This is a genomic window from Lysinibacillus sp. NPDC093692 (assembly GCF_050280125.1).
Taxonomy (GTDB): Bacteria; Bacillota; Bacilli; order Bacillales_A; family Planococcaceae; genus Lysinibacillus.
Window position 1 is genome coordinate 18,244 of sequence record NZ_JBNNUW010000026.1, and the last position, 20,644, is coordinate 38,887.

The 20,644-nt window shown below is 34.8% G+C and carries 22 protein-coding genes and 1 other annotated feature; of the genes, 7 read left to right on the forward strand and 15 right to left on the reverse strand.

Annotated elements, in window-relative coordinates; all coding sequences use genetic code 11:
- Positions 1-6: 6 nt before the first annotated feature.
- A complete protein-coding gene (locus ACQKN4_RS21430; RefSeq protein ID WP_079563413.1) occupies positions 7-1,458 on the reverse strand; it encodes an ABC transporter permease in 1,452 nt (483 codons plus the stop codon).
- Between the two features lie 427 nt (positions 1,459-1,885).
- Here ACQKN4_RS21430 and ACQKN4_RS21435 point away from each other — a divergent pair, with 427 nt between their 5' ends.
- Both ACQKN4_RS21435 and ACQKN4_RS21440 read left to right on the forward strand, forming a co-directional pair.
- Positions 1,886-2,530 carry a response regulator transcription factor gene (locus tag ACQKN4_RS21435; protein ID WP_079563414.1) on the forward strand — a complete coding sequence of 215 codons (645 nt, stop codon included), beginning with the start codon at positions 1,886-1,888 and terminating at the stop codon, positions 2,528-2,530.
- A gap of 13 nt (positions 2,531-2,543) precedes the next feature.
- Positions 2,544-4,016, forward strand: a complete 1,473-nt coding sequence (locus tag ACQKN4_RS21440) for an ATP-binding protein (RefSeq protein ID WP_427484781.1) — start codon at positions 2,544-2,546, stop codon at positions 4,014-4,016.
- Between the two features lie 493 nt (positions 4,017-4,509).
- On the opposite strand, the gene ACQKN4_RS21445 is transcribed toward ACQKN4_RS21440, so the two are convergent.
- From ACQKN4_RS21445 to ACQKN4_RS21460, 4 genes are all read right to left on the reverse strand, one after another.
- Positions 4,510-5,094 (reverse strand): ABC-2 transporter permease, encoded by a 585-nt coding sequence (locus ACQKN4_RS21445; protein WP_427484763.1) that lies wholly within the window; start codon positions 5,092-5,094, stop codon positions 4,510-4,512.
- A complete protein-coding gene (locus tag ACQKN4_RS21450; protein WP_427484764.1) occupies positions 5,087-5,950 on the reverse strand; it encodes an ABC transporter ATP-binding protein in 864 nt (287 codons plus the stop codon). The genes ACQKN4_RS21445 and ACQKN4_RS21450 overlap by 8 nt, the downstream gene beginning before the upstream one ends.
- Before the next feature lie 4 nt (positions 5,951-5,954).
- Positions 5,955-6,326 (reverse strand): GntR family transcriptional regulator, encoded by a 372-nt coding sequence (locus ACQKN4_RS21455; protein WP_079563416.1) that lies wholly within the window; start codon positions 6,324-6,326, stop codon positions 5,955-5,957.
- 547 nt (positions 6,327-6,873) lie between these two features.
- Positions 6,874-7,086, reverse strand: coding sequence for a hypothetical protein (locus ACQKN4_RS21460; protein WP_079563417.1), 213 nt, complete (start codon positions 7,084-7,086; stop codon positions 6,874-6,876).
- 408 nt (positions 7,087-7,494) lie between these two features.
- Between ACQKN4_RS21460 and ACQKN4_RS21465 the strand changes: the two genes are divergently transcribed.
- On the forward strand, positions 7,495-8,205 hold the full coding sequence (locus ACQKN4_RS21465) for a helix-turn-helix transcriptional regulator (RefSeq protein ID WP_079563418.1): 711 nt from the start codon (positions 7,495-7,497) through the stop codon (positions 8,203-8,205).
- Between the two features lie 119 nt (positions 8,206-8,324).
- Positions 8,325-8,567, forward strand: coding sequence for a DUF2626 family protein (locus tag ACQKN4_RS21470; protein ID WP_024361272.1), 243 nt, complete (start codon positions 8,325-8,327; stop codon positions 8,565-8,567).
- 212 nt (positions 8,568-8,779) lie between these two features.
- On the opposite strand, the gene ACQKN4_RS21475 is transcribed toward ACQKN4_RS21470, so the two are convergent.
- Positions 8,780-9,424, reverse strand: coding sequence for an MBL fold metallo-hydrolase (locus ACQKN4_RS21475; protein WP_427484765.1), 645 nt, complete (start codon positions 9,422-9,424; stop codon positions 8,780-8,782).
- 168 nt (positions 9,425-9,592) lie between these two features.
- Between ACQKN4_RS21475 and ACQKN4_RS21480 the strand changes: the two genes are divergently transcribed.
- Complete coding sequence (locus ACQKN4_RS21480; protein ID WP_079563420.1) at positions 9,593-9,772, forward strand: DUF2759 domain-containing protein; 180 nt, start codon at positions 9,593-9,595, stop codon at positions 9,770-9,772.
- Positions 9,773-10,118: 346 nt separating this feature from the next.
- Here the strand turns inward: ACQKN4_RS21480 and ACQKN4_RS21485 are convergent, their stop codons facing one another.
- The 4 genes from ACQKN4_RS21485 to rpmG all read right to left on the reverse strand — a co-directional run bounded on the left by ACQKN4_RS21485 (position 10,119) and on the right by rpmG (position 13,300).
- Positions 10,119-12,014, reverse strand: a complete 1,896-nt coding sequence (locus tag ACQKN4_RS21485; protein ID WP_079563421.1) for an LTA synthase family protein — start codon at positions 12,012-12,014, stop codon at positions 10,119-10,121.
- Positions 12,015-12,286: 272 nt separating this feature from the next.
- Entirely contained in the window at positions 12,287-12,496 is a 210-nt protein-coding gene (locus ACQKN4_RS21490) for a YqgQ family protein (protein ID WP_079563422.1), read from the reverse strand.
- Position 12,497: 1 nt separating this feature from the next.
- Entirely contained in the window at positions 12,498-13,082 is a 585-nt protein-coding gene (locus ACQKN4_RS21495) for a 5-formyltetrahydrofolate cyclo-ligase (protein ID WP_427484766.1), read from the reverse strand.
- A gap of 68 nt (positions 13,083-13,150) precedes the next feature.
- Positions 13,151-13,300, reverse strand: coding sequence for a 50S ribosomal protein L33 (gene rpmG, locus ACQKN4_RS21500; RefSeq protein ID WP_008408521.1), 150 nt, complete (start codon positions 13,298-13,300; stop codon positions 13,151-13,153).
- 159 nt (positions 13,301-13,459) lie between these two features.
- Between rpmG and ACQKN4_RS21505 the strand changes: the two genes are divergently transcribed.
- Both ACQKN4_RS21505 and ACQKN4_RS21510 read left to right on the forward strand, forming a co-directional pair.
- Positions 13,460-13,903: a hypothetical protein gene (locus tag ACQKN4_RS21505; RefSeq protein WP_079563424.1), complete on the forward strand. Its 444-nt coding sequence runs from the start codon at positions 13,460-13,462 to the stop codon at positions 13,901-13,903.
- Between the two features lie 3 nt (positions 13,904-13,906).
- Positions 13,907-14,401, forward strand: coding sequence for a hypothetical protein (locus tag ACQKN4_RS21510; RefSeq protein WP_427484767.1), 495 nt, complete (start codon positions 13,907-13,909; stop codon positions 14,399-14,401).
- A gap of 80 nt (positions 14,402-14,481) precedes the next feature.
- On the opposite strand, the gene ACQKN4_RS21515 is transcribed toward ACQKN4_RS21510, so the two are convergent.
- The 5 genes from ACQKN4_RS21515 to phoU form a co-directional block, all read right to left on the reverse strand.
- On the reverse strand, positions 14,482-15,054 hold the full coding sequence (locus ACQKN4_RS21515; RefSeq protein WP_427484768.1) for an anthranilate synthase component II: 573 nt from the start codon (positions 15,052-15,054) through the stop codon (positions 14,482-14,484).
- Complete coding sequence (gene trpE / locus ACQKN4_RS21520; protein WP_427484769.1) at positions 15,051-16,436, reverse strand: anthranilate synthase component I; 1,386 nt, start codon at positions 16,434-16,436, stop codon at positions 15,051-15,053. Before trpE ends, ACQKN4_RS21515 begins: the two co-directional genes overlap by 4 nt.
- 182 nt (positions 16,437-16,618) lie before the next feature.
- Positions 16,619-16,883: a binding site (T-box leader), on the reverse strand.
- Positions 16,884-16,922: 39 nt separating this feature from the next.
- Positions 16,923-17,993 (reverse strand): mechanosensitive ion channel family protein, encoded by a 1,071-nt coding sequence (locus ACQKN4_RS21525; protein ID WP_427484770.1) that lies wholly within the window; start codon positions 17,991-17,993, stop codon positions 16,923-16,925.
- 220 nt (positions 17,994-18,213) lie between these two features.
- A complete protein-coding gene (locus tag ACQKN4_RS21530) occupies positions 18,214-19,086 on the reverse strand; it encodes a hypothetical protein (protein WP_427484771.1) in 873 nt (290 codons plus the stop codon).
- Between the two features lie 891 nt (positions 19,087-19,977).
- A complete protein-coding gene (gene phoU / locus ACQKN4_RS21535; RefSeq protein WP_079563431.1) occupies positions 19,978-20,637 on the reverse strand; it encodes a phosphate signaling complex protein PhoU in 660 nt (219 codons plus the stop codon).
- Between the last annotated feature and the right edge of the window lie 7 nt (positions 20,638-20,644).

Consider the following 20,644-nt stretch of genomic DNA (forward strand, 5'->3'; position numbering starts at 1 on the left):
GCCTCCTTATTCATCTTTTAAAAGGATTTGTTTTGGATTTAAACGCAGAATAGATAATGCTGGAAGAAGAGTGGCTAATATAGCAATAGCTAGTCCAATTCCCCCCATTTTTCCTAAATCCGCTCCTGTTATACTTACATCAATTTCATCAATTGGATCTTCTGTGTCATTTTGTAGCGTACCACCAGGTCCAGATACCATAACTGTACTACTATTTTGCGGATTTTCTTCTTCTTCGCTTGCTGTAGCAATTTCGCTCGAAAGTAAGCTATCCCCTATAAATTGAGAAACTTTAGCTCCTGTTGCTAGAGATAATGCAAATGCTAAAATAGCAATACATACTACTTCCACCATGAACTGCGCCATCAGTTTCCATTTTTTCTCTCCAATGGACAATAGAATTCCCATTTCCTTACGACGTGCTTTAATCGATAACATAATGATTAATCCTAAGATAATAGCACCTGCAATAGATACAATATAGATAATCATTTGAGAAGTAGAAGAGATATTTTCGATAGGACCAATCATTTGTTTGTACAATGAATCATGTGCGTCTAACTTAAAATACTTAAAATCAATATCAGATTGTTTTGCTTCTTTTTTAAATGCATCAATGTCTAGTGGATCGTTCATGAAGTACACGACTTGAATACTACTTATATTACCTTCATCTGCTTCTAATTTTTTTAAAGTAGAGTGAGGCATATATAGCTTATTAGCTGGATCCATTATAGGAGGGGGATTTTGGCCCAGTCCTTGTTCTGCCGTTTCATAAATACCAATAATTTCAACTTCAAGGGTTTTCTTCTTATCCCCTGATTGAATTTTAACTTTATCTCCTACTTTTAATTTGTTTTGTTCCGCTAATCTTTTTTCCATTAAAGCTACATTCTTATCTTCCATTTTTTCTGTAATTGGTTTCCCATCAATGATTTTACTTTTTCCATTTTTAAAACTTTCTTGTAATAAAGTCTTCCGAACTCCTTCTATCATAAAAGAAGAATTCATATCTATTTCTATAGCTGAACCTGCTGACCCTCCTCGTACACCCGCCATTCCCGCTCTGCCTGCTCCTGCTCCTCCGTCGTCTTCTCCTTCTTCTGGAGCTCCTACTAATTTAAGCCCCTCCGAAATTCCCAAAGTACTAGTTATATAATTATAGTCTTTTACATACTGGGACTTCGCTAACTGCTCTGCTTCTTTTATGTTGAGATCTGGCACAATAGGCATTTCGCCAGTTTCCCTTGCTTGTTTTCCTAATTTATCAAAATCAAGACCTAAAGTAACATCTGCGCCAAGTTTTTTTCTTGCTGAATCAGCAGCTTTTTGTGATGCATTTTGGATCGCGAATCCTCCCAGCACTAAATTTGTAACAATCAGGAATACTGCCATCAAAATTAATGATGTTCCTATTCTTTTTTTCATACTAAGAATTGCTCGTTTTATAAAATTCATTTTTCCTAACCTCCTTGATAGTTGTTATTCTAAATATGCTATCTGGAGTTTGTATGGAGTTAATCAGGAGTTTGTATGGAGTTAATCAGGAGTTTACCTAGAGATGTAAAAAAACACTTGTTCCATTTATAAAAGTAAGTCATTTAAGGTAAATCGCAATCCTTTTTGATATGCATTTAGAATATTGCTTCATTACATTTCCTACCTTACACTTGCGTACTTATTTATGTACGGTGCTGACTTTAATTTTTGTTATCTCCTTCTGTCTTGTGTCTTTATGTATAAAACATGTCTCTTGAATCTGGAGCTAGTATGAAATAAATATAGTTTTCCAGTAAATTTTTTATAGTATTTCATTGTATTCTAATACATCTCCACATCAACTCCAGATTAGAAGGATATAATTGCTACGAGAGGTGATATAAAGATGAACTATCCTATTCTAGTGGTAGAAGATGATCAAGAAATTCAAGAATTAATTAAACAATTCTTAATGACACAACAGTATATAGTTGAAGTTGGATTAGAGGGAATGAAACAATTTAATAAACAATCCTTTGATTTAATTCTTTTCGATGTAATGATGCCAAACCTGAATGGATTTGAAGTAGTCAGAATGATTAGAAGTCAGTCGACTGTAGCCATTTTTATGCTAACAGCATTAGAAGATGAACAAAATCAAGTGAAAGTCTTTAATCTTGGAATCAATGATTATATTACGAAACCTTTTTCTTTTCATGTTTTGATGAGACGAATCGAAGCAGTACTGAGAAGAAGCTATAATCAAAGTATAAATAATCATTTCGAGATACATGTTGATTGCGATGCATATAAAGTATATGTAAATGAGGTGGAAACTCCCTTAACGACAAAAGAATTCGAAATTCTACAGTTACTACTTCGAAATGAGAAAAAGGTACTCACAAGAGAAAGCATCGTAGAAAAGGTTTGGGGATACGAATATCACGGAGAAACTCGAATGATTGATACACATATTAAAAACATACGAAAAAAATTAGGTACATCTTATATTAATACAGTAAAGGGCATTGGTTATAAAATCGATGAATAAACTCTTAAAAACCTTGAAGATGAAGCGAATTACCTACAAACTCTTTATAACTACATCACTCATTTTGTTTGCCTTTGCAACCCTGATTTATTTAACTTTATACTTCTTTCTCCCTAAATTTCATGAGCAATACAAAACCGATCAGCTCCAAATAGGAATCGAAGAAATAATAAATAAATCTAAAGTTATTTCGTTTCAAAATGCAATACCACTTTTTGATGAATACGCACAAAAGAATAACGCAATGATCTTCCTTCAAAATAATGAAGGAACAATTATTTATTCTCCTTCTTTTACTATTCTTCAAAGTTCTATTCTTCAAAGTTCTATTCAAGGAAGTTTTATTCAAGGAAGTACTCAAGCAAAAAGTTTTGTTAAAGGAATACCTTCAAGGAGGTTAGATAATCCTAGTAATTCATATGAGATTTCCATTCCAATACAATTCAAAGATATTAACTTAACGCTTATAGTGTTCGCAACATTTCAACCAATCAATGAAGCTTCAAAGGTCTTGGTACGTTTTCTTCCTTATATTAGTATCATTGTACTGATTATTGGTGTAGGAAGTGCTTATTTCTATTCAAGGTTTATTACAAAACCTCTTATTTATATTAATGAAGGTGCACAAAAGATGGCGAACTTGGATTTCTCTAAAAAAATTGAGATTTGTTCTATGGATGAATTAGGGGAATTGTCCAATAGTTTGAACGATATGTCCATAAATTTACAACAGGCAATTCTTGACTTACAAAAAGCGAATCAGCAATTGAAAAGTGATATTGAAAAAGAAAGAGAAGTAGAAACAAAGCGAAGGGAATTCTTTGCTATTGTAGCACATGAATTAAAAACGCCTCTTACTGTAATGAAAGGTTACGTAGAAGGGATGATATATAATATCGGCCCTTATCAAAATCGTGACCAATATTTAATAAAAAATCATCAAATAATTGAAAGTATAGAACAACTGGTTCGTGAAATTTTAAGCACGTCAAAACTAGAACAACATACCTTTAAACCACAAGTAGAAGAAGTAAATCTTTCGAAGTTAATAGATACAATCAAAAAAGATCTCGAATTTTTTGCTTCCCAAAAAGGCATTCAAATAATAAAAGAAGTTGATCCTGGCATTTTTGTTTATACGGATTGTGTTCTATTAGAAAAAGCTTGTAAAAACATCATTCATAATGCGATTATGTATTCACCTCTTAACGAAAAGGTCTATATTAAATTAAGCCAAGGATCTAAGCAAAATCATATCGAAATGCAAGTCATTAATACAGGTGTCGAAATTAAGGAAGAGAACATACAACACGTATTTGAACCCTTTTATCGAATCGAAAAGTCAAGAAATCGAAATACTGGGGGGAGTGGCTTAGGATTATATATTGTAAAACAAATTTTTGAATCCCTTTTTATCACTTATTCTATGAATAATACCAAACAAGGTGTACTATTTTTTGTTGCCATCCCAATATCCATCGAATAAAAAAAGGGTCTCCATCTTTTTTCATACTACAGAAATGAGATGGGGATTTTTTATAAGCATCACAATTTTTTTCAAATAATCTTGTGTAAAAAAACAATTCATAATTCCTTAATGATAGAAGGAGTTTTTCACACCTTTAGTAATGCTTCCCAAAATACAATATTGAACCGGCGCGTCCATTACATGATGATTCACTCTGTCAAAAGGTTTTCAAAATCAAGCATAATAATCAAGATGAGTATGCCAAATATTAAACCATCCTTATTCCCCAAAATCTAAATCATAGTGCGCTACGTCCAGTTCCATCGATAAATTATGAAAATAACGCTTTTTCCCACGAAATTTTTTCAATGATAATTTGCTCCTGTATCTTTTATGTATGAACAATTAAAAATGCAACAAATATAAAAGTAAAAATATATTTATCAGTAATTTCATCTTCAACTGTTAATGAAAAACTCTTTTAAAGATAGTAAAATCCTTTTTAAAAAATTCAGAATATTTTACACTGATAAATAGCCGTAGTAATTCCCCATGAAATAGCATAGATTGTGATGATCGTAATTACCACGCTCATATAAAAAATTTGTAAAGGTATATTGACAATAAATTCACTTATAAACGGCACAATAGGCCCTGTTACTTTAGTTAGAATAACAAAGCCAATGAGGATTACTACTGTAAGGTATCCTGTCTTGAATAGTTGGAATAACGGAAAAGTAAAAGCAACAAATAATAAAAATAATCCGCTACTGATTACAATATCAACAATTGTAAAAGGTTTATTAAAAAAAAACAGGATTAAACTCGTTACTGCAATAGATAAAGACATATAAACAATATCACCTATATAACGTGATGAGATAATTTCTTTACGAGTATACGGTAAGGAATTTAATAGAATATCCGTTTCTGCTTTCTCATCGTAACCATATGTATTAAAGGGGATAAAAATACTAGCGACGAGAAATACCAAAACTGGTGATGTGTCAAAAATAACAAAGACTAAAATAAAGGGGATAAATACCAGCAAATGTTTCTTCTGTAATATTACATCACGTCTGATTAAATTAAGCATGGTCCAACTCCTTAAAGTAGTACATTATGTCTTCTAAAGAGGCACGTTCAATTACAACACTGTCTCCGAAAATTTCATTGACAGTTCTTCTATCTTTCGTTAAAGCTTCAAATCCCGTTGATGCACGATGAACACGCACAAATGCTTTTTCAGTGTCTCTATCTAGAAGATCTAGTCCTCCTTTCACTAATGCATAATTTTCGACTAAATCATGACCCGAATGATTAAATACTAATTCTCCATTCTGCATAAAGGCTATATAATCTGCAATACGATCTAAATCGGTTGTAATATGTGTAGAGATAAAGATAGTACGACTACCATCAAGCATAAACTCTTGCAATAAATTTAAGAACTCTCGTCTAAAAATAGGGTCTAAACCTGCTGTCGGCTCATCCATAATAATCAGCTCTGCGTGGTGTGACAAGGCTATCGCTAAAGATACCTTCATTTGCATTCCTTTTGAAAAAGTTTTTATAGGTTTATTTAATGGTAAATCGAATTTTTTTACATATTGATAAAACAGTGCATCATCCCAGCTTCTATAGGCTGGACCAACAATTTTCCTTATATCCTTTAAGTTCAACCCTTCAAAAAATACATTTTCATCATATACAAACCCAATACGCTCTTTAATCTCTTTTTCATGTGTTTTGTAGTCCAATCCAAAAAGTTTAACCTCTCCAGTATCTGGCTTCAATAAATTCATTATCATTTTTATTGTTGTCGACTTTCCGGCACCATTTGCCCCGATAAACCCTGTTATGTACCCTTTCTTCACTTGCAAGTCAAGATTTTCAATAGAAAAACCTTTGAATTTTTTGCTTACATTACTTATTTCAATGACATTTTCCATTGCTTCACTCCTCATTCAAAATACTCAATAGTTCTTGCAATTCATTAAGTGACATTCCTATTTCTCTGCTATTTTTTATGACTGCACTCAACTGCTCTTCAATGACTTTTAGTTTTTTCTCTTTGATTACCTCTAAATTTTGCTCCGCAATAAAAGAGCCTTTACCTACAATGGAATAAATAAAGCCTGCCTTCTCTAATTCTTCATAAGCACGCTTGGTTGTGATCACACTAATCTGTAGATCCTTTGCTAATTGACGCATAGAGGGTAATGCTGTCCCTTCCAAGAGGTCACCTGTTAAAATCATTGACTTAATTTGATTTGTAATTTGTTCATAGATCGGTTCCTTTGAACTATTTGAAATAATGATTTGCATGCTAATCCCTCTTCTTCATTTGTTGATTGAGAACATACTAGTAAAACACTCAATATAACACAATATATATACACTTTATACACATTTTACACATTGCAATATACATTGCAACTATTTTATTTAATGAGCGGGATTGAGCAACTATTTTTAAGATAAAGAAGTAAAGTGATAGTGCAATTTGTTAATTTTATCAATCGATCAACATGATTGTTAAACATGTAAAATCAGCTTGCCGCTCGCTACGTTATATAATTAATACGCTTAATTAATTTGTCTGCACATGACCTCTAAAATGTTGAATTACCGGATTTTCACGTAAAAAATACAAGGCACCGAATTACAGAGCCTCGTATTTATAATCGTTTAAATTGGACCCATCACTACCCACTTCAAAAGTATTAATGTTCATCGTTTTGCGTAGCCTTGACTGACGTATCTTGAAACCAGAATTTATATTGATTTAAACCATATGTATAGAACCTAACATTGTATTAAGAGCTACTGCAGATCCAAGCCCAATATGGGTTATAGCATCTTTAGCTTAAGTTTATTTTTTTGAGTTTTTGAATGTAAAGTAGTATCTTGAGATAGTATAAACAATAACTATTTCAATTATTAACCACCACGGAAAACCAAACCCAGTATTTTGCGCATTGAAAACATCAAAAATTCCCCAAATTAATAAAGTTGCGAGTACTAAAGCTAGCGTACATCTTGAAGCTTCTAGAATATAATCATTATTCTCATCTCTTTTATTCATAACTAGCCCCATCGACCATAATTCAAAATTATTTCTATATACCTCGAAGACTTGGAACGCTTTATTATTTAAATATTCAGTAAATCACACCCCCCTCTTCTAGTTCATTTGAATATGACCGCTCTATTCGTTATTTCCTAGTATAGATAATAACCAATTACGAAAAAAGCCCTTTTCGTAAAATAAAAATTTGCTATAAATTTTCCTATCAAACGTGTTTTTTGCTATAAAAGTGTGAATAACATGCAAATTTCCACTAAAAATGAACAGTATCTTATGAAAAAGTTAATATTTATGCCTAAAGGAACTGTATCTTTTTAAATAATACAATATAATAGAATTAACATGGTTTTTTTCTAACACTTGGTAAAAGAAATAACATTTAAAAATTACATAGAGGTGAAGTAAATGATCCATCCATTAAAAATTACTAGTACGTTAGCCGATGAAACTAGATACTCTATTTATGAGTATATCCTGCAAGAGAAGAAAACTGTAACGGTCCAAAACATCGCTGATAAATTCGGCATACATCCAAACGTTGCACGTTTACACTTAACAAAGCTATCAGAAATCAACATCATCACAGCAGATTTTGCTAAAACTGGGAAAGGTGGCAGACCTGGTCGTGTTTATAAGGCATCAGATAAAGGTGTATCACTAACGTTCCCAAGACGTGATGAGGAGCGACTATTAAAGTGGACAATCCAATTAATTGAAGAATTCGGACCACCTGCACTAGAAAGATGCCAAGATATAAGCTACCAAGACGGTTATCAGCAAATGAAGAATTATGTAAATGCTGAATTACAATTAAATAATAACCTTTCCTTCGAACAAAAGCTTCAGCTATTAACTGATAATGCAGCATTAATTGGCTATATTCCGCAAGTACAACAAACAGAAAACGGTAAAAAAGTGACGTTCTCCATTTTTAATTGTCCATTCCAAGGGCAACTTACTACTCATTCAGAACTTGTTTGTTCTTTGCATGAATCGTATTTAAAAGGACAGGTTGATGCACTATTTTCGAGCAATGATTTTATACAAATTGATAGCATGGTACATAATTGTGATTTATGTAAATATGAAATAAACGTGACAGAAATGGATAACTAACTTTTAAAATCCAATGGTTTGTCACAAAGAAGAAGAAGTTCCAGTTTACAGATACCTTTCATATCATTTATAATGAGTAAGAGATTATTGTGTCGTGGGCAAAAGGAGGGGAAATCTTCATGGATAATATGTATAAAGTTATGGCATTCTGGACAGGTATTTTTGCAGTCATGTTCTACCTTGGTGGTATGAACGAAGTATCGCTATTATTCGTAGGTAATACAGGTTTATTCTTATTATTAGGCTTCTTGAACCTTTCAGAACGTATGTACATGTACATTTTCGGAGCATATTTAACTGTATTCTTTGCTGGCTTCACGTACTATACAACATTCATTCACGTACCTGGTGGCGGTCATTAATACAAAGAAAAACGCGTGTCTCATCCAATATGAGACATGCTTTTTTTATGTAAATTTATTCATTAGATACAGAAAAAATTCAAAGCATAGTAAAATCCCCCTTTGCATTACGAAAATGCCAGGGGGATTTTTAAAGGATAAATTCTCCAAGTTCATCGCCAATAGTTTTGGGATGTCATTTATTAAAAACCATTCAATTAAAAACCATTCAATTAAAAACCATTCAAGAAAGGATTTGTCTCCATTTCTGCACCGACTGTTGTATAATTACCATGGCCAGGGTAGATAATAGTATCTTCAGGTAATGTCAACAGCTTATCATGAATGGATGCTAGTAATATTTTTGTTGATCCTCCTAGTAAGTCCGTACGACCGACCCCTTGTTCAAAGAGTGTATCTCCAACAATAGCGAAGCCATCATTTTCAAATATATATGAAATACTACCTGGTGAGTGTCCTGGCGTAAAAATAGCTTTAAAACTAAAATCGCTTATTTCATATAGTTGTTCTTTTTTAATTATATTTTCTTCAGCTGGAGCATCGACAATATAATCTGGTAATGCTGCGTATTTACTAGAGCCATTTTTTGTTGGATCTCCTAACCAACTTACTTCTTTTTCATGAATCCATAATGGCACATTAAAAACTTCGCGGACAGCGTTTACGGCACCGATATGATCAAAATGCGCATGTGTTAAAAAAATGGCTAATGGTTTTAGGCCGTTACTACGTATTGCCTTGATAATTCGATCCGCTTCTTCTCCTGGATCAAAAATTATGCATTCTTTATTTTTATTCGATACGATATAACAATTCGTTTGGACAGGTCCAAGTGAATAACTTCGTACGTTCATCATTACTATCACCTCAATATCAATTATACAGCCTTTACCACAATTTGACGATAAATGTTCATAGTTTAAGCTATTTTAGTTCTCGACAAAAACAAGTAGAACGTTTACAATTAAGGAGGAATATTGTTGACGACATTCATTTTCTGATGTCGAAAGGAGTGTCAATTTTTAATGAACTTATTAATGGTTATTTTTGGTCTAGTTTCAATTTTGGCTGTAGTTGGTACATTCCAAGCACTTAAAGAAAAGAACCTATTAAGCGTTGTTTTCAACTTATTAAGTGCAGTAGTATTCGGTTGGTTCGTAATTATGACTGTAATTCACAGCGGATACCCACCAACATTACACTAAAATTCAGACAAAGAAAGAGCGGTCTCCATAACGAGGCTGCTCTTTTTTCTATTTACTTCCTATTTGTGAGCTGCTCTTTTTGACCTTTCGAGCAGTGAGGATTAATTCTTCACCCATTCTAACACGATAATGCCCCCTTTCCTCTAAGCTGCTTACATGGCTTCCAGAACGATTTAAATTTTCAGTTGATAGGAATTACATAAAAAACCTTCCAAACACTCCCATTTAAGTGTTAAATGAAGTTTCCAGACTATATTCGTCACTTCTGTTGAAAACTCGCTAGTAGACACGCTTAAAATAAAAAAAAAAAAAGAGATCTCACTAAACATGAGATCACTTTCTTTGTTTACTTAACTGCTCCTTGCTTCAAATTACCTGTCTTTTGGTCATAGAAGCGGAGTAAATCACCGTTAATGATGGCATCAGAATTTTCTAGTTCTTTCGTAGCTCGTTCAGCGTATGGCTCACATGGCTCACCATCAATTTCTTCACCAGTTGCTTTGTCATAGCAAGCTTCACCAACGTATACATATTTATCTGTTACAAAACGACCGTCACGGAAAACAACGAAATCTTCATGCTCTGGTGAGAATAGGTCTGCACCAAGTTGCATATCTTTTGAAGTTTCAATGCCAAGAAGGTGTAAAATTGTTGGACGTAAATCCATTTGTCCTGCAATCTCTGTCATTTCTTTACCATCTCCTGAGTTAGGGATATGGATAAATAATGGTACTTCTTGTAGCATTGCATTATCAAATGATGTAATGCTTTCTTTTCCTAAATATTGAGCCATCGCTTTGTTATGGTTTTCTGAAATACCATAATGGTCACCATACATTACAATAATAGAGTTATCATATACACCTTGATCTTTTAAACTTTGGAAGAAGTCTTTAAGAGCTTCATCCATATAACGAACTGTTTGGAAATAACGATTTAATGTACCTGAGTTTGACGTATATTCAGGAATCATTACATCTTCAGGGTCCAATGTGAATGGATAATGGTTCGTTAAAGTAATTAGTCGCGAATAGAATGGCTGTTGCATATCTTTCATTAAGGCTGCAGATTGCTCTAGGAATGGAACGTCTTTCATACCCCAGTTAACTGCTTCCCCTTCGCCAATCTTATATGAATCTATATCATAGAATTTATTAATGTGTAATGATTGATACATCATGTCACGATTCCAGAATGATTTATTATTCGGGTGCATGACATTTGTAAAGTAGCCATTATCTCCAAGGCGCTCAGCCATTGAGTTATACGTATTTCCACCATGCGTGAAGAATACCGCACCTCGACCTAAGCCGAACAATGAGTTCTCTGTAATAAACTCTGAGTCAGAAGTTTTCCCTAATCCAGTTTGGTGATAGAAGTTACTGAAATAAAACGTATCTTTATCTTTTGTTAAAGAGTTTAAGAATGGTGTAATTTCATGACCATCCATTTGATTATTAATAACAAAGTTTTGTAAAGACTCCATCGAAACAAGGATCAAATTACGCCCCTTGTATTTACCAAACATTTCAGGGTTGATTGCTGCTTGATTAGAACGAATATAGTTGTTCACTTCTACTAATTCACTGCCATCCGCTAACGCACGTTGAGCAGAGGATTTTGATTGAATATAAATATCATACAAATGGTAGTTATACGTACCAATGTTTTTCACAAGTAATTCACGGTCAAAACTACGTGTTAACAATTGTGGACGCTCAGTTTCAGCTAATCCTAAGTTTAAGAATGTCATCGCAATCGCTAATACGAAGTACGCGCGACGGAATTCTACGTTGACTTTTACTGCTTCCTTCATCTTTGGCAAATATTTGTTCGCTAAAATTAAAATCAGCACGTCGATGAAATATAATAAGTCCCAAGGGCTGACAATCGCTGCTACTGAAGTTCCTAGATCGCCAAAGTTACTTGTCTGGAATAATACCGGTAGCGTAATAAAGTCGTTGTAGAAACGATAGAATGCCACATTTCCGTATAAGACAATCGATAAAATAACACTAATCGTAATTATATAGCGACTTTTAACTTTCGGTGATTTAAAGAATAACGAAATACCATAAGCAAATAGCACGAAGCTCAATGGATTAATAAGCAAAATAAATTGTTGCATTGCATTTTCAATTTTCATCTCAAAGCTTGTGTGATAAACAATGACCGTTTTTATCCAAGTTGCTACAATTGCTAGTATCATAAATGAATGTTTAGGCCACTTTATTGATTTCATTCCTAACATCCTCCTTACTTTCTTACAAAAAAATAATAATTTTTTACAATTTGTTACTGAAACAAAATATATCTTAATCCATTTTTTACAGATAATCAATAGATATATTTATGGAAAACTGTTCTCCTTGTTCGCTCTGGACAATAATATATACGTTTTTAATTGTAAAAAGTTTCACAAATCATAAAAACAGTGGAAAGCCACTGTTTTTAAGAATATTACATACATGTTACATTATTTTTACAATACCCCAAATGATTTATTTTAAAAACTTACTGGCTATTTTCTTTCATACGAAGTTTTGTTGTTTCTTGTCGAATTAGTAACAATGCCATTTGGTAATCTTTAATATCTAGTACATTCGCTTTATACAACTCGCGAATTTCATCCTCCATTAACATCAAATCACCAATCGGATCACGTGTGTAAATATAAGTGCCATATGTTTTTAGTAATTCATAAATATCTAACATTTTGTCCATTTTAGTTCGCTCCTCGTTGTGTTACACAGTCAAGACGTTTTGTCGGTGTCACAATGATATCTACTGGGCAGTCGTGCGCTTCTCTTGGGAGATGTTCATATAGCTGCTCGTTAAATATGAGAGACATAAGCTTACCCTTTTTATAGTTTAATACATAGCGATCATAATAACCACCGCCGTAGCCTATTCGATAGCCGAACGGATCAAAAACAACTCCTGGAACAAGGATGACATCCATTTCATTTGCGTCAACAAACTCACACTTTTCTGGAATTGGCTCACGCAAATGCATATAAACAGTTTCAAGTTGGTTAAACGAATCAATGGCATAAAATGACATTTCTCTTGTCTTTGGATTACATTTAGGTACTGCCACTTTTTTACCAAGTTGCCACAGTTCTTCTATTAATTGAATTGTGTCGATTTCTGGCTTATTGGAAATGGTAATGCCGATTGTAGTTGCTTCTATTATATATGGTTCCTGTAACACTTTTTTTAATACAGCAAATGATTGATCGCGGTAAGCTACTTCACTCATTTCGGCAAGAGCTTCCTTTACCTCGTTCCGTAAAGTTGTTTTATCCATGTTAAGCTTATCCCCCTCTTAAAAATGTAGAAAGCCAAAACCACGAGTGGTTTTGGCTTAATGAGCGATTACTTAGTTTCACGGTGAAGAGTGTATTTCTTCTCGCGAGAGCAATATTTTTTAAGTTCAAGACGCTCTGGATTGTTACGCTTGTTCTTTTTAGAAATGTAGTTACGTTCGCCGCAATCTGTGCAAGCTAAAGTAATGTTTACGCGCATTATTAACCCTCCCACTCTATATCAAGAATTTAAATTTTGAGCATGATTTATACGACTAACCTATTATAACATAAACTAAAAAAAAATCTACCTTCATTTCATATTAAGTTTGCATATGGTAAAATACCTTATAATTACATACTTAATGAGGTGAAACTAGTGGATTTATCCATCATACTTATGATTGTGGGAATTCTCCTAATTATCGTGTCGTTCTTTTTCAAAAATAACTCAAAAAAAGTCGAACAAGATGTAGAGGAGCTATCCATCTCTATTTTTCAAGAAACAAATAATTTAAAACGTCGTCTGAAAATTGTTGAAGAGGAGCTGTTATTAGAGCCAGAGTTTCAGGTTAAATCATCATCTGCACAAAATAACACGATACCAAATCCGAACATCCAACAGGTCATGCAAACTGTTCAACAGGCTGCTCAGACATCAAAAACAGGACAAGCTGCTTCAAAAACGAAACCTATCCATCAAATTATTATAAGTCAGGTACTTGAACTTAATAAGCAGGGTCTTTCTGTAGCAGATATAAGTATTCGTTCGAACTTAACTGAAGAGCAAGTCCGCCAAGTAATTGCAAACGGAGGTCGGTAATCTATGAATAATTCCGCTATCCGCGCATTTGGCATTGCACTTTTTCTTGTCGGAGCATTGCTATCTTTAGCAGTTCGTTTTGATCTCAATATCGGTCTTCCGACGAAAGCTTCCAACAACACAGAAAATGTAGAGGAGCTGCAAAAAAAGCTCGATCAGGCAAATAAAGAAATTGCATTGTTAAAGGAACAAGGTAAACAAGCTCCAAAGGAAAACTCACAGAAAACAGATGCACCTAAAACATCGGCTAAAGATAAACATGAATCGGCGTCTCAAGGAAACGTTACCACTATGACACTTCAAATTTATAGCGGTATGGAACCATATACCGTAGCGCAAAAGCTTGAAGATGGTGGCGTCATCGAAAATAGTGTTGAAATGGAACTTTTACTTGCTAATCCTAAATACGCTCGAAGCTTACAAATTGGTGCCTACGATGTCAATTCTTCAATGTCATTAGAGGAAATTGCGAAATTGATTACAGGGAAAAAGCAATAATATTACCATCCTATTTGCAAAAATGGCTGTCACCAAAAATCACAATTATTGATTTTTGATGGCAGCCTATTTTATTTCGTTTATGAAATTTGTTCTAAAAAGGTTTGCATCATTATGCTCCCCTCTTGTGTTCCAATGGATTCTGGATGAAATTGTAGCCCATAAAGTGGGTACTCCTTATGTTGAATCGCCATTATTTCACCATCACCACTGGACTTTGCTAAAATATTAAAATCGTCATGTAACGTACTTGGCTCAATGACGAGTGAATGATAGCGCATTACTTCTATTTTACCGTCTAACTGAGCAAATAAGCCTGTTTTTTCATATTGAATCGTCGATAATTTTCCATGCATTATATGTTTAGCTTGAACGATGCTACTCTCAAAAGCTTGACCTATCGATTGGTGTCCAAGGCAAATGCCTAAAATCGGAAATTTCGTATAAAGCTTTTTGACAACATCTACTGTTATTCCAGCATCTATTGGCGCACCTGGTCCAGGCGATAAAATAATAGCTTCTGGTTGCATTTTCTTAATTTCTTCGATTGTCACTTCATCATTACGTACTACTTTAACATCTTTCCCAAGCATACTTATTTGCTGAAATAAATTATATGTGAATGAATCATAATTATCGATTAGTAAAATCATTGTTTTACCTCCAATAATGCGCGAGCTTTATTTAGTGTTTCCTCGTATTCTGACAAAGGCACTGAATCATACACAATACCGGCCCCTGCCTGAACATGCGCACGATAATCCTTGATGATCATTGTCCGAATAGCTAGAGCTAAATCCATATCACCTGTAGTGGAAATATAACCTACTGCGCCAGCGTAGACACCACGCTTCACAGGCTCTAGCTCATTGATTAGCTGCATAGCGCGAATTTTCGGCGCACCTGATACTGTACCAGCAGGAAGGCAAGCTCTAAGAACATCCAAAACATGTACATCCTCACGTAATTCACCGATAACCTCCGATACAATATGCATTACATGTTTATAACGCTCAATATTCATATATTTTATAAGCTTCACTGAACCGACTTTAGCAATACGCCCAAGATCATTGCGCCCTAAATCTACGAGCATACGATGTTCAGCAATTTCTTTTTCATCATTTAATAACACTTCCGCAATCGCGTTATCCTGCTCCACGGTTTTACCTCTAGGCTTCGTTCCTGCTATTGGATTTGTCGTGACCTTTCGATCCTTCACCTTAACGAGACTTTCAGGAGATGTTCCTAAAATCGTATACGTACCAAAATCCATATAGAACATATATGGTGACGGGTTAGAAGTACGTAACTGACGATATAAAGCAAAAGGATTCCCTGTATATGGTGAAGTGAAGCGTTGTGATAAGACTATTTGAAAAATGTCACCCTTACGAATATGCTGCTTAGCGCGATCAACCATTGCAACAAAATTTTCTTTGGCAATCATCGGTCTGAAATTTAGCTCTCCAAACGTCATGGCGTCAAAAGTTGTTCCAGCATGAAGCTGCTTCTGCATTGTAGAAATAGCCAATTCCATCGATTCAAGAGAACGCCCTTCATTAAATAAATCGATTGCTGCTAATGTAACCTCTTGCTTTAAATGATCAAAAACAATAAATGTATCATAGAAAAAGACATGAACATCGGGCATTTCTAGATCATCCTGCAAGTATTCACCTATTTGTTCTGTATAAAATGCTGTTTCGTAACCAAAGAACCCAATAGCTCCTCCAAAAAAGGCGAAAGGGTATTTTGTCTTATGATATGGCATAACTTGCTGTAATTTTAGCAATACATTGTCATTCGATTTTTCTGTTTCTCCTTCTTTTGTATAAGAATAACCATCCCTATCTCCAATTAGTTCTGCAATTGGGTTGACGGCGATAAACGAGTAACGCCCGCTTTCTTCATGCTTGGCAGACGATTCGAAAAGCATTTTATGCTTCCCTTCAAGTGATTGATAAACGGAAATTGGCGTCATCATATCACCCTGTAATGCCTTCATGGCAAAATTTCTAAGCTCAACTGTCATCCTCTTTCTCTCCTTCTCTATGCTCTGCTCTTCTACACCAAAATCTATCAATTATGCACTGGCGTTTTGACACTGGCGTTTCGTTACCATTTCACTTTCTTTTAACTAAACATTGTGTCAGGAACTTGAACTGTATAACACTGTTCAGTTCCACCAAAACATATAAAAAGGCCTTTCCATCACAAAAGGACGGAAAAGCCGTGGTGCCACCTTCATTGGTCTTCATCAATTATGCCCCGGCATAATTACATTCAGCTGATGCTTAGGTAGCCGCTGAAAGATTTAAAGACCATCTCTATACCCTATAACGTAGGCAGACGCTAATCCATACTTTATTCAGGATTAGAGCTCCGAAGTCCATTCGCCAAGTTTTTGTACTAGTTCCCACCGACCACTAGCTCTCTAAAACAAAAAATAATGGCTACTACTCTTCATCAAAGCTGATTGCATGTATTCATTGTAAAACAAGAAAACAAACAATTCAAATTATTTTTTAGTACTAATCCATTCATCTTCAGCCGGATTTGCTACTATAATATTTTGTTCTTGAAAGATTTGACGAATAGCAAACAAAATATCCTGTCGCACATTCAGCATTACTGCCGTATCGTTTGTTGCCACAAAGAAACGTACAAGGACTCGATAGGAAGTTGGATAAAACTCATCTATACATACATGAATCATATCTTTTTCTGTTTGAGCATGCAAATAAATTTCCTTTTGAATGGCACTTAAAGCACTGCGTAATGTTTCTTCTTCATTTTCAGCAGCAACAAATAAAAAATGCTCACATTTTCGTTTTTCCCTTTTGGATAAATTATAGATTGGTCGATTTACCAAATAAGAGTTAGGTACATAAACAAGCCCTTTATCACCCGTTTGAATTAATGTACTTCGAAGATTAATATCCTCAATTGTTCCTTCAATTTTTTGGTCCTCTGTTGCTACCCAATCACCAATTTGAAACGGGTTATCTAATGCGACTGACATCCCACCAAAAACATGTGCTAGTGTATCTCGAATACCAAAGGCAATCGCCACACCCGTTAAACCAATCCCCGTTAAAAACCCATTCAAATTAAAATCCCAAAATGAAGCAATCATAAACATTGCCAATATCATGATAAGTACTTTTCCTATACGAAGAAAAAACGGTAACAGGACATTCGGTTCTTCATCATTATTCAATGTTAGTGGCTGCTTTGTATAAAAATGTAATACATCATATACACCTTTAAAGGCAAAAAACACCATAATAGACAACACAAAATTTTTAGTTGCTACATGTGTAAATAAGAATACACCTAATATTAACGACAAGCTAAGTACAATCACCGCAGACATGAATGCATAGCGAATCGATTTATTAAATTGTTCTAGCACCGTTGCTTGAAATTCTCGTTGACGATTTCTCAAAAATACAACTATGCGATTAATAATTTTCTTTATTACAAATTGTTGAAACAGCCAACCAACGACACAAAAAGCGATGGCAACAATAACCTCCGTCCATGTCGGTGCTGTAATCTTAGGTAATAACCACTTCAATGAATCCATATCTTTCTCCTCTAACTACTATGTATATTCAGAACAAATGCGCTTGAGAGCCCGAAGCAAAAGTAAACGCTCCAGCACTTTTAACCGAGGGATTGAAGCGACCTCGAGGATTTAGCACTTTATCCTAGACGCCGACTATGCTTAGGTGAACCACAGGCATAAAAATCTATAGTGTCCTTAACTACAAAAAAGCAGCCAATCAATACGATCAGCTCCTTTTTTATTGAATAGCGTCATCCGCAAAAAAAGCTTTGTTGACGAACCAAAATTGCTGCTCATTAAAATTATGTTCATGCATAGCGATAACCGAAAATTCAGCATGGTACTTACGCTTCATTTCTTCAAGTAAAGCTTTCGCCTGCTTTCCAACGAGATACTGTCCATCGATTGGAGTACCTTCTGTAAAAATGATAATATCCGCTTCTGTACAATGCTGATTTTCTTGAAGCAAGCCTTTTACAAAATGAAGTACTGGCAGAATTGCAGCTTCTCCCTTTGCCTTATATTCAATAAAATCCTTAAAATCTGATAAATTTAAATGACCGTTTTCGAATCGATAATGCACATGAATTTGACAGTCATATGGAACGATATATAAATCGCGACGTTCACGGTGCGCGTTCATAAATAACGGTAAAATTATGCTTTTACAAAGTTCAGAATATGCAGCCATTCCTGTTGTTTGTTCAAGACAGATAATAATTGGACCTGTTTCTTCTTTGTATTCATCAAAAGGAACATATAGGATATTTCCTTTTTTTATTGTTTGACGACTTAGCTTTTGACGCCTAGCTATCTGCCACTTTCGCTCATTATACAAGCGTTGCTCTTTTCCATTGGTCAATCGTTCGGTTTTCTCAATAGCTGGTATAAGTTCGCAAATTTCACGCATGATATCTGCCAATTCAAGTGCAAATGCTGCCATATTTCGTAATGTTTCACTCTTGTAAAAATAGTCAATAAAAAAACTTTGTTCTTTGTCACTTAATTCCTCAAGATGTAAGTTTTCATATAGAAAACGTAAAAAGTCTCGTTGTTCTGGTGTGAATTCCAGATCAAATTTCTCTATGAGTAATTCTACAGCATCTTTCACGAAACAGCACCACCTCAGCACATTTTTCCGGATAATGTCTATAGTATAACCAAAATAATTTTTTGACAATACAATAATGCATGCAGTATTTTGACGCTATTTTTAATAAAATGTTGCTGTTACTTAGTATTATACGCCTCTTCAGCAAGGCGAGGGGTTGATTTCCGTTCCGACTGAGTGCTTTGTTGCTGACGCTTCGCTTTCGCGCAGAGCAGAACTTCCTGGGGGCGTCCGATGAGCCGCTTGGGGCAACAAATGTTTTCTGTGCAAAAGCGTAGTGCTAACGTAGCGGTAGCGACGGGATGTTGGTCACGAAGGCGTTATCACAGGCCGTGATGCTCTTAGCCTTTGTTCCCCTACTTTCGCGTTCAAGGGTTCGGGCCAATAGATGTTTTTTGCGCGAAAGCGTAGTGCCAACGAAACGGCAGCAGAGGGTTTTGTTTGTGCGAAAATGAAGCATCAAAAGAATTGGTTACAAGTTCAAAAGTGGAGTGTTAACAAAGTGGCTCGACACTGGCTCACAGGAGAATTAGTAGCACGGAATCACCCTACACCATATTTACAAAAATCAAAAATCCCCTTAAGCGTTGTTTTTCAACACTATGAAAAAACGAGCCTATAATTGGCTCTTATCAGACTGCAAAACAAACGTTACTCCTAATGAATAAAGCTTTATGTTTACTCATACTTTCGATAGGAACTGTTGATTTTTCACGGAGAGTAGCGACTCCTGCGGGATGAGCTTGAGCTGAAAGCCCGGCAGGAACGAAGTGACGAGGAGATTGAGTCCAAGCCCGCGCCAACTCGGAGTGTAAATCAACCTTTGATTATTGATACATTTTATTCTTATGTCGACAAACTAAAAAGAGCCTATAATTGGCTCTCTGGTTACTAATTATTTAATTCATAATGTTTACCTTTGACCAAGTAGAATAAATGTTCCGCAATATTTGTTGCATGGTCAGCTGAGCGCTCTAAATATCGGCAAACGAATGTTAGGTGTGTGATTTGAGAAATATGTGCTGGATTTTCAGCTCCGGCACGTAGCAATAGCGTTACTGTCGCTCCATATAAATCATCAACGTAATCATCTAGTTCAGCAATTTCCTTGGCATGAGCAGTATCTTCCTCTGTAAATGCTTTTATAATACTTTCTAGCATTTCTACAGTCTTATTACACATCGTTTGCAAATTTGTTGTAGGAAAGACTAGGGGCTCTTTTCCTATACGAATCGTTTCTTTTGCAATATTAACTGCATAGTCGCCTACTCTTTCCATATCAGATGCCGCTTTTACAAGCACCATGAGACGACGTAAATCAGTAGCTACAGGCTGCTGCTTCGCAATCATTAAAATAACATGATCATTGATTTCTTCTTCAAGACGATTGATGATTAAATCATCCTCAAGAATTTTTAAAGATGCCTCTAAATCCTGATTTAATAATGCTTCAAATGCTAATTTAAGAGCATTGACACTACTATTAGCAATCTCAATAAATTGTTCTTGGACTTCTTTTAATTCCTGTTCAAAACGTTCACGTACTACCATTTACTGC

Coding starts and splice junctions, on each gene's coding strand:
- ACQKN4_RS21430 (WP_079563413.1), bottom strand. CDS start 1,458: ATGAATTTTATAAAACGAGCAATTCTTAGTATGAAAAAAAGAATAGGA.
- ACQKN4_RS21435 (WP_079563414.1), top strand. CDS start 1,886: ATGAACTATCCTATTCTAGTGGTAGAAGATGATCAAGAAATTCAAGAA.
- ACQKN4_RS21445 (WP_427484763.1), bottom strand. CDS start 5,094: ATGCTTAATTTAATCAGACGTGATGTAATATTACAGAAGAAACATTTG.
- ACQKN4_RS21450 (WP_427484764.1), bottom strand. CDS start 5,950: ATGGAAAATGTCATTGAAATAAGTAATGTAAGCAAAAAATTCAAAGGT.
- ACQKN4_RS21455 (WP_079563416.1), bottom strand. CDS start 6,326: ATGCAAATCATTATTTCAAATAGTTCAAAGGAACCGATCTATGAACAA.
- ACQKN4_RS21460 (WP_079563417.1), bottom strand. CDS start 7,086: ATGAATAAAAGAGATGAGAATAATGATTATATTCTAGAAGCTTCAAGA.
- ACQKN4_RS21465 (WP_079563418.1), top strand. CDS start 7,495: ATGATCCATCCATTAAAAATTACTAGTACGTTAGCCGATGAAACTAGA.
- ACQKN4_RS21470 (WP_024361272.1), top strand. CDS start 8,325: ATGGATAATATGTATAAAGTTATGGCATTCTGGACAGGTATTTTTGCA.
- ACQKN4_RS21475 (WP_427484765.1), bottom strand. CDS start 9,424: ATGATGAACGTACGAAGTTATTCACTTGGACCTGTCCAAACGAATTGT.
- ACQKN4_RS21480 (WP_079563420.1), top strand. CDS start 9,593: ATGAACTTATTAATGGTTATTTTTGGTCTAGTTTCAATTTTGGCTGTA.
- ACQKN4_RS21485 (WP_079563421.1), bottom strand. CDS start 12,014: ATGAAATCAATAAAGTGGCCTAAACATTCATTTATGATACTAGCAATT.
- ACQKN4_RS21490 (WP_079563422.1), bottom strand. CDS start 12,496: ATGGACAAAATGTTAGATATTTATGAATTACTAAAAACATATGGCACT.
- ACQKN4_RS21495 (WP_427484766.1), bottom strand. CDS start 13,082: ATGGATAAAACAACTTTACGGAACGAGGTAAAGGAAGCTCTTGCCGAA.
- rpmG (WP_008408521.1), bottom strand. CDS start 13,300: ATGCGCGTAAACATTACTTTAGCTTGCACAGATTGCGGCGAACGTAAC.
- ACQKN4_RS21510 (WP_427484767.1), top strand. CDS start 13,907: ATGAATAATTCCGCTATCCGCGCATTTGGCATTGCACTTTTTCTTGTC.
- ACQKN4_RS21515 (WP_427484768.1), bottom strand. CDS start 15,054: ATGATTTTACTAATCGATAATTATGATTCATTCACATATAATTTATTT.
- trpE (WP_427484769.1), bottom strand. CDS start 16,436: ATGACAGTTGAGCTTAGAAATTTTGCCATGAAGGCATTACAGGGTGAT.
- ACQKN4_RS21525 (WP_427484770.1), bottom strand. CDS start 17,993: ATGGATTCATTGAAGTGGTTATTACCTAAGATTACAGCACCGACATGG.
- phoU (WP_079563431.1), bottom strand. CDS start 20,637: ATGGTAGTACGTGAACGTTTTGAACAGGAATTAAAAGAAGTCCAAGAA.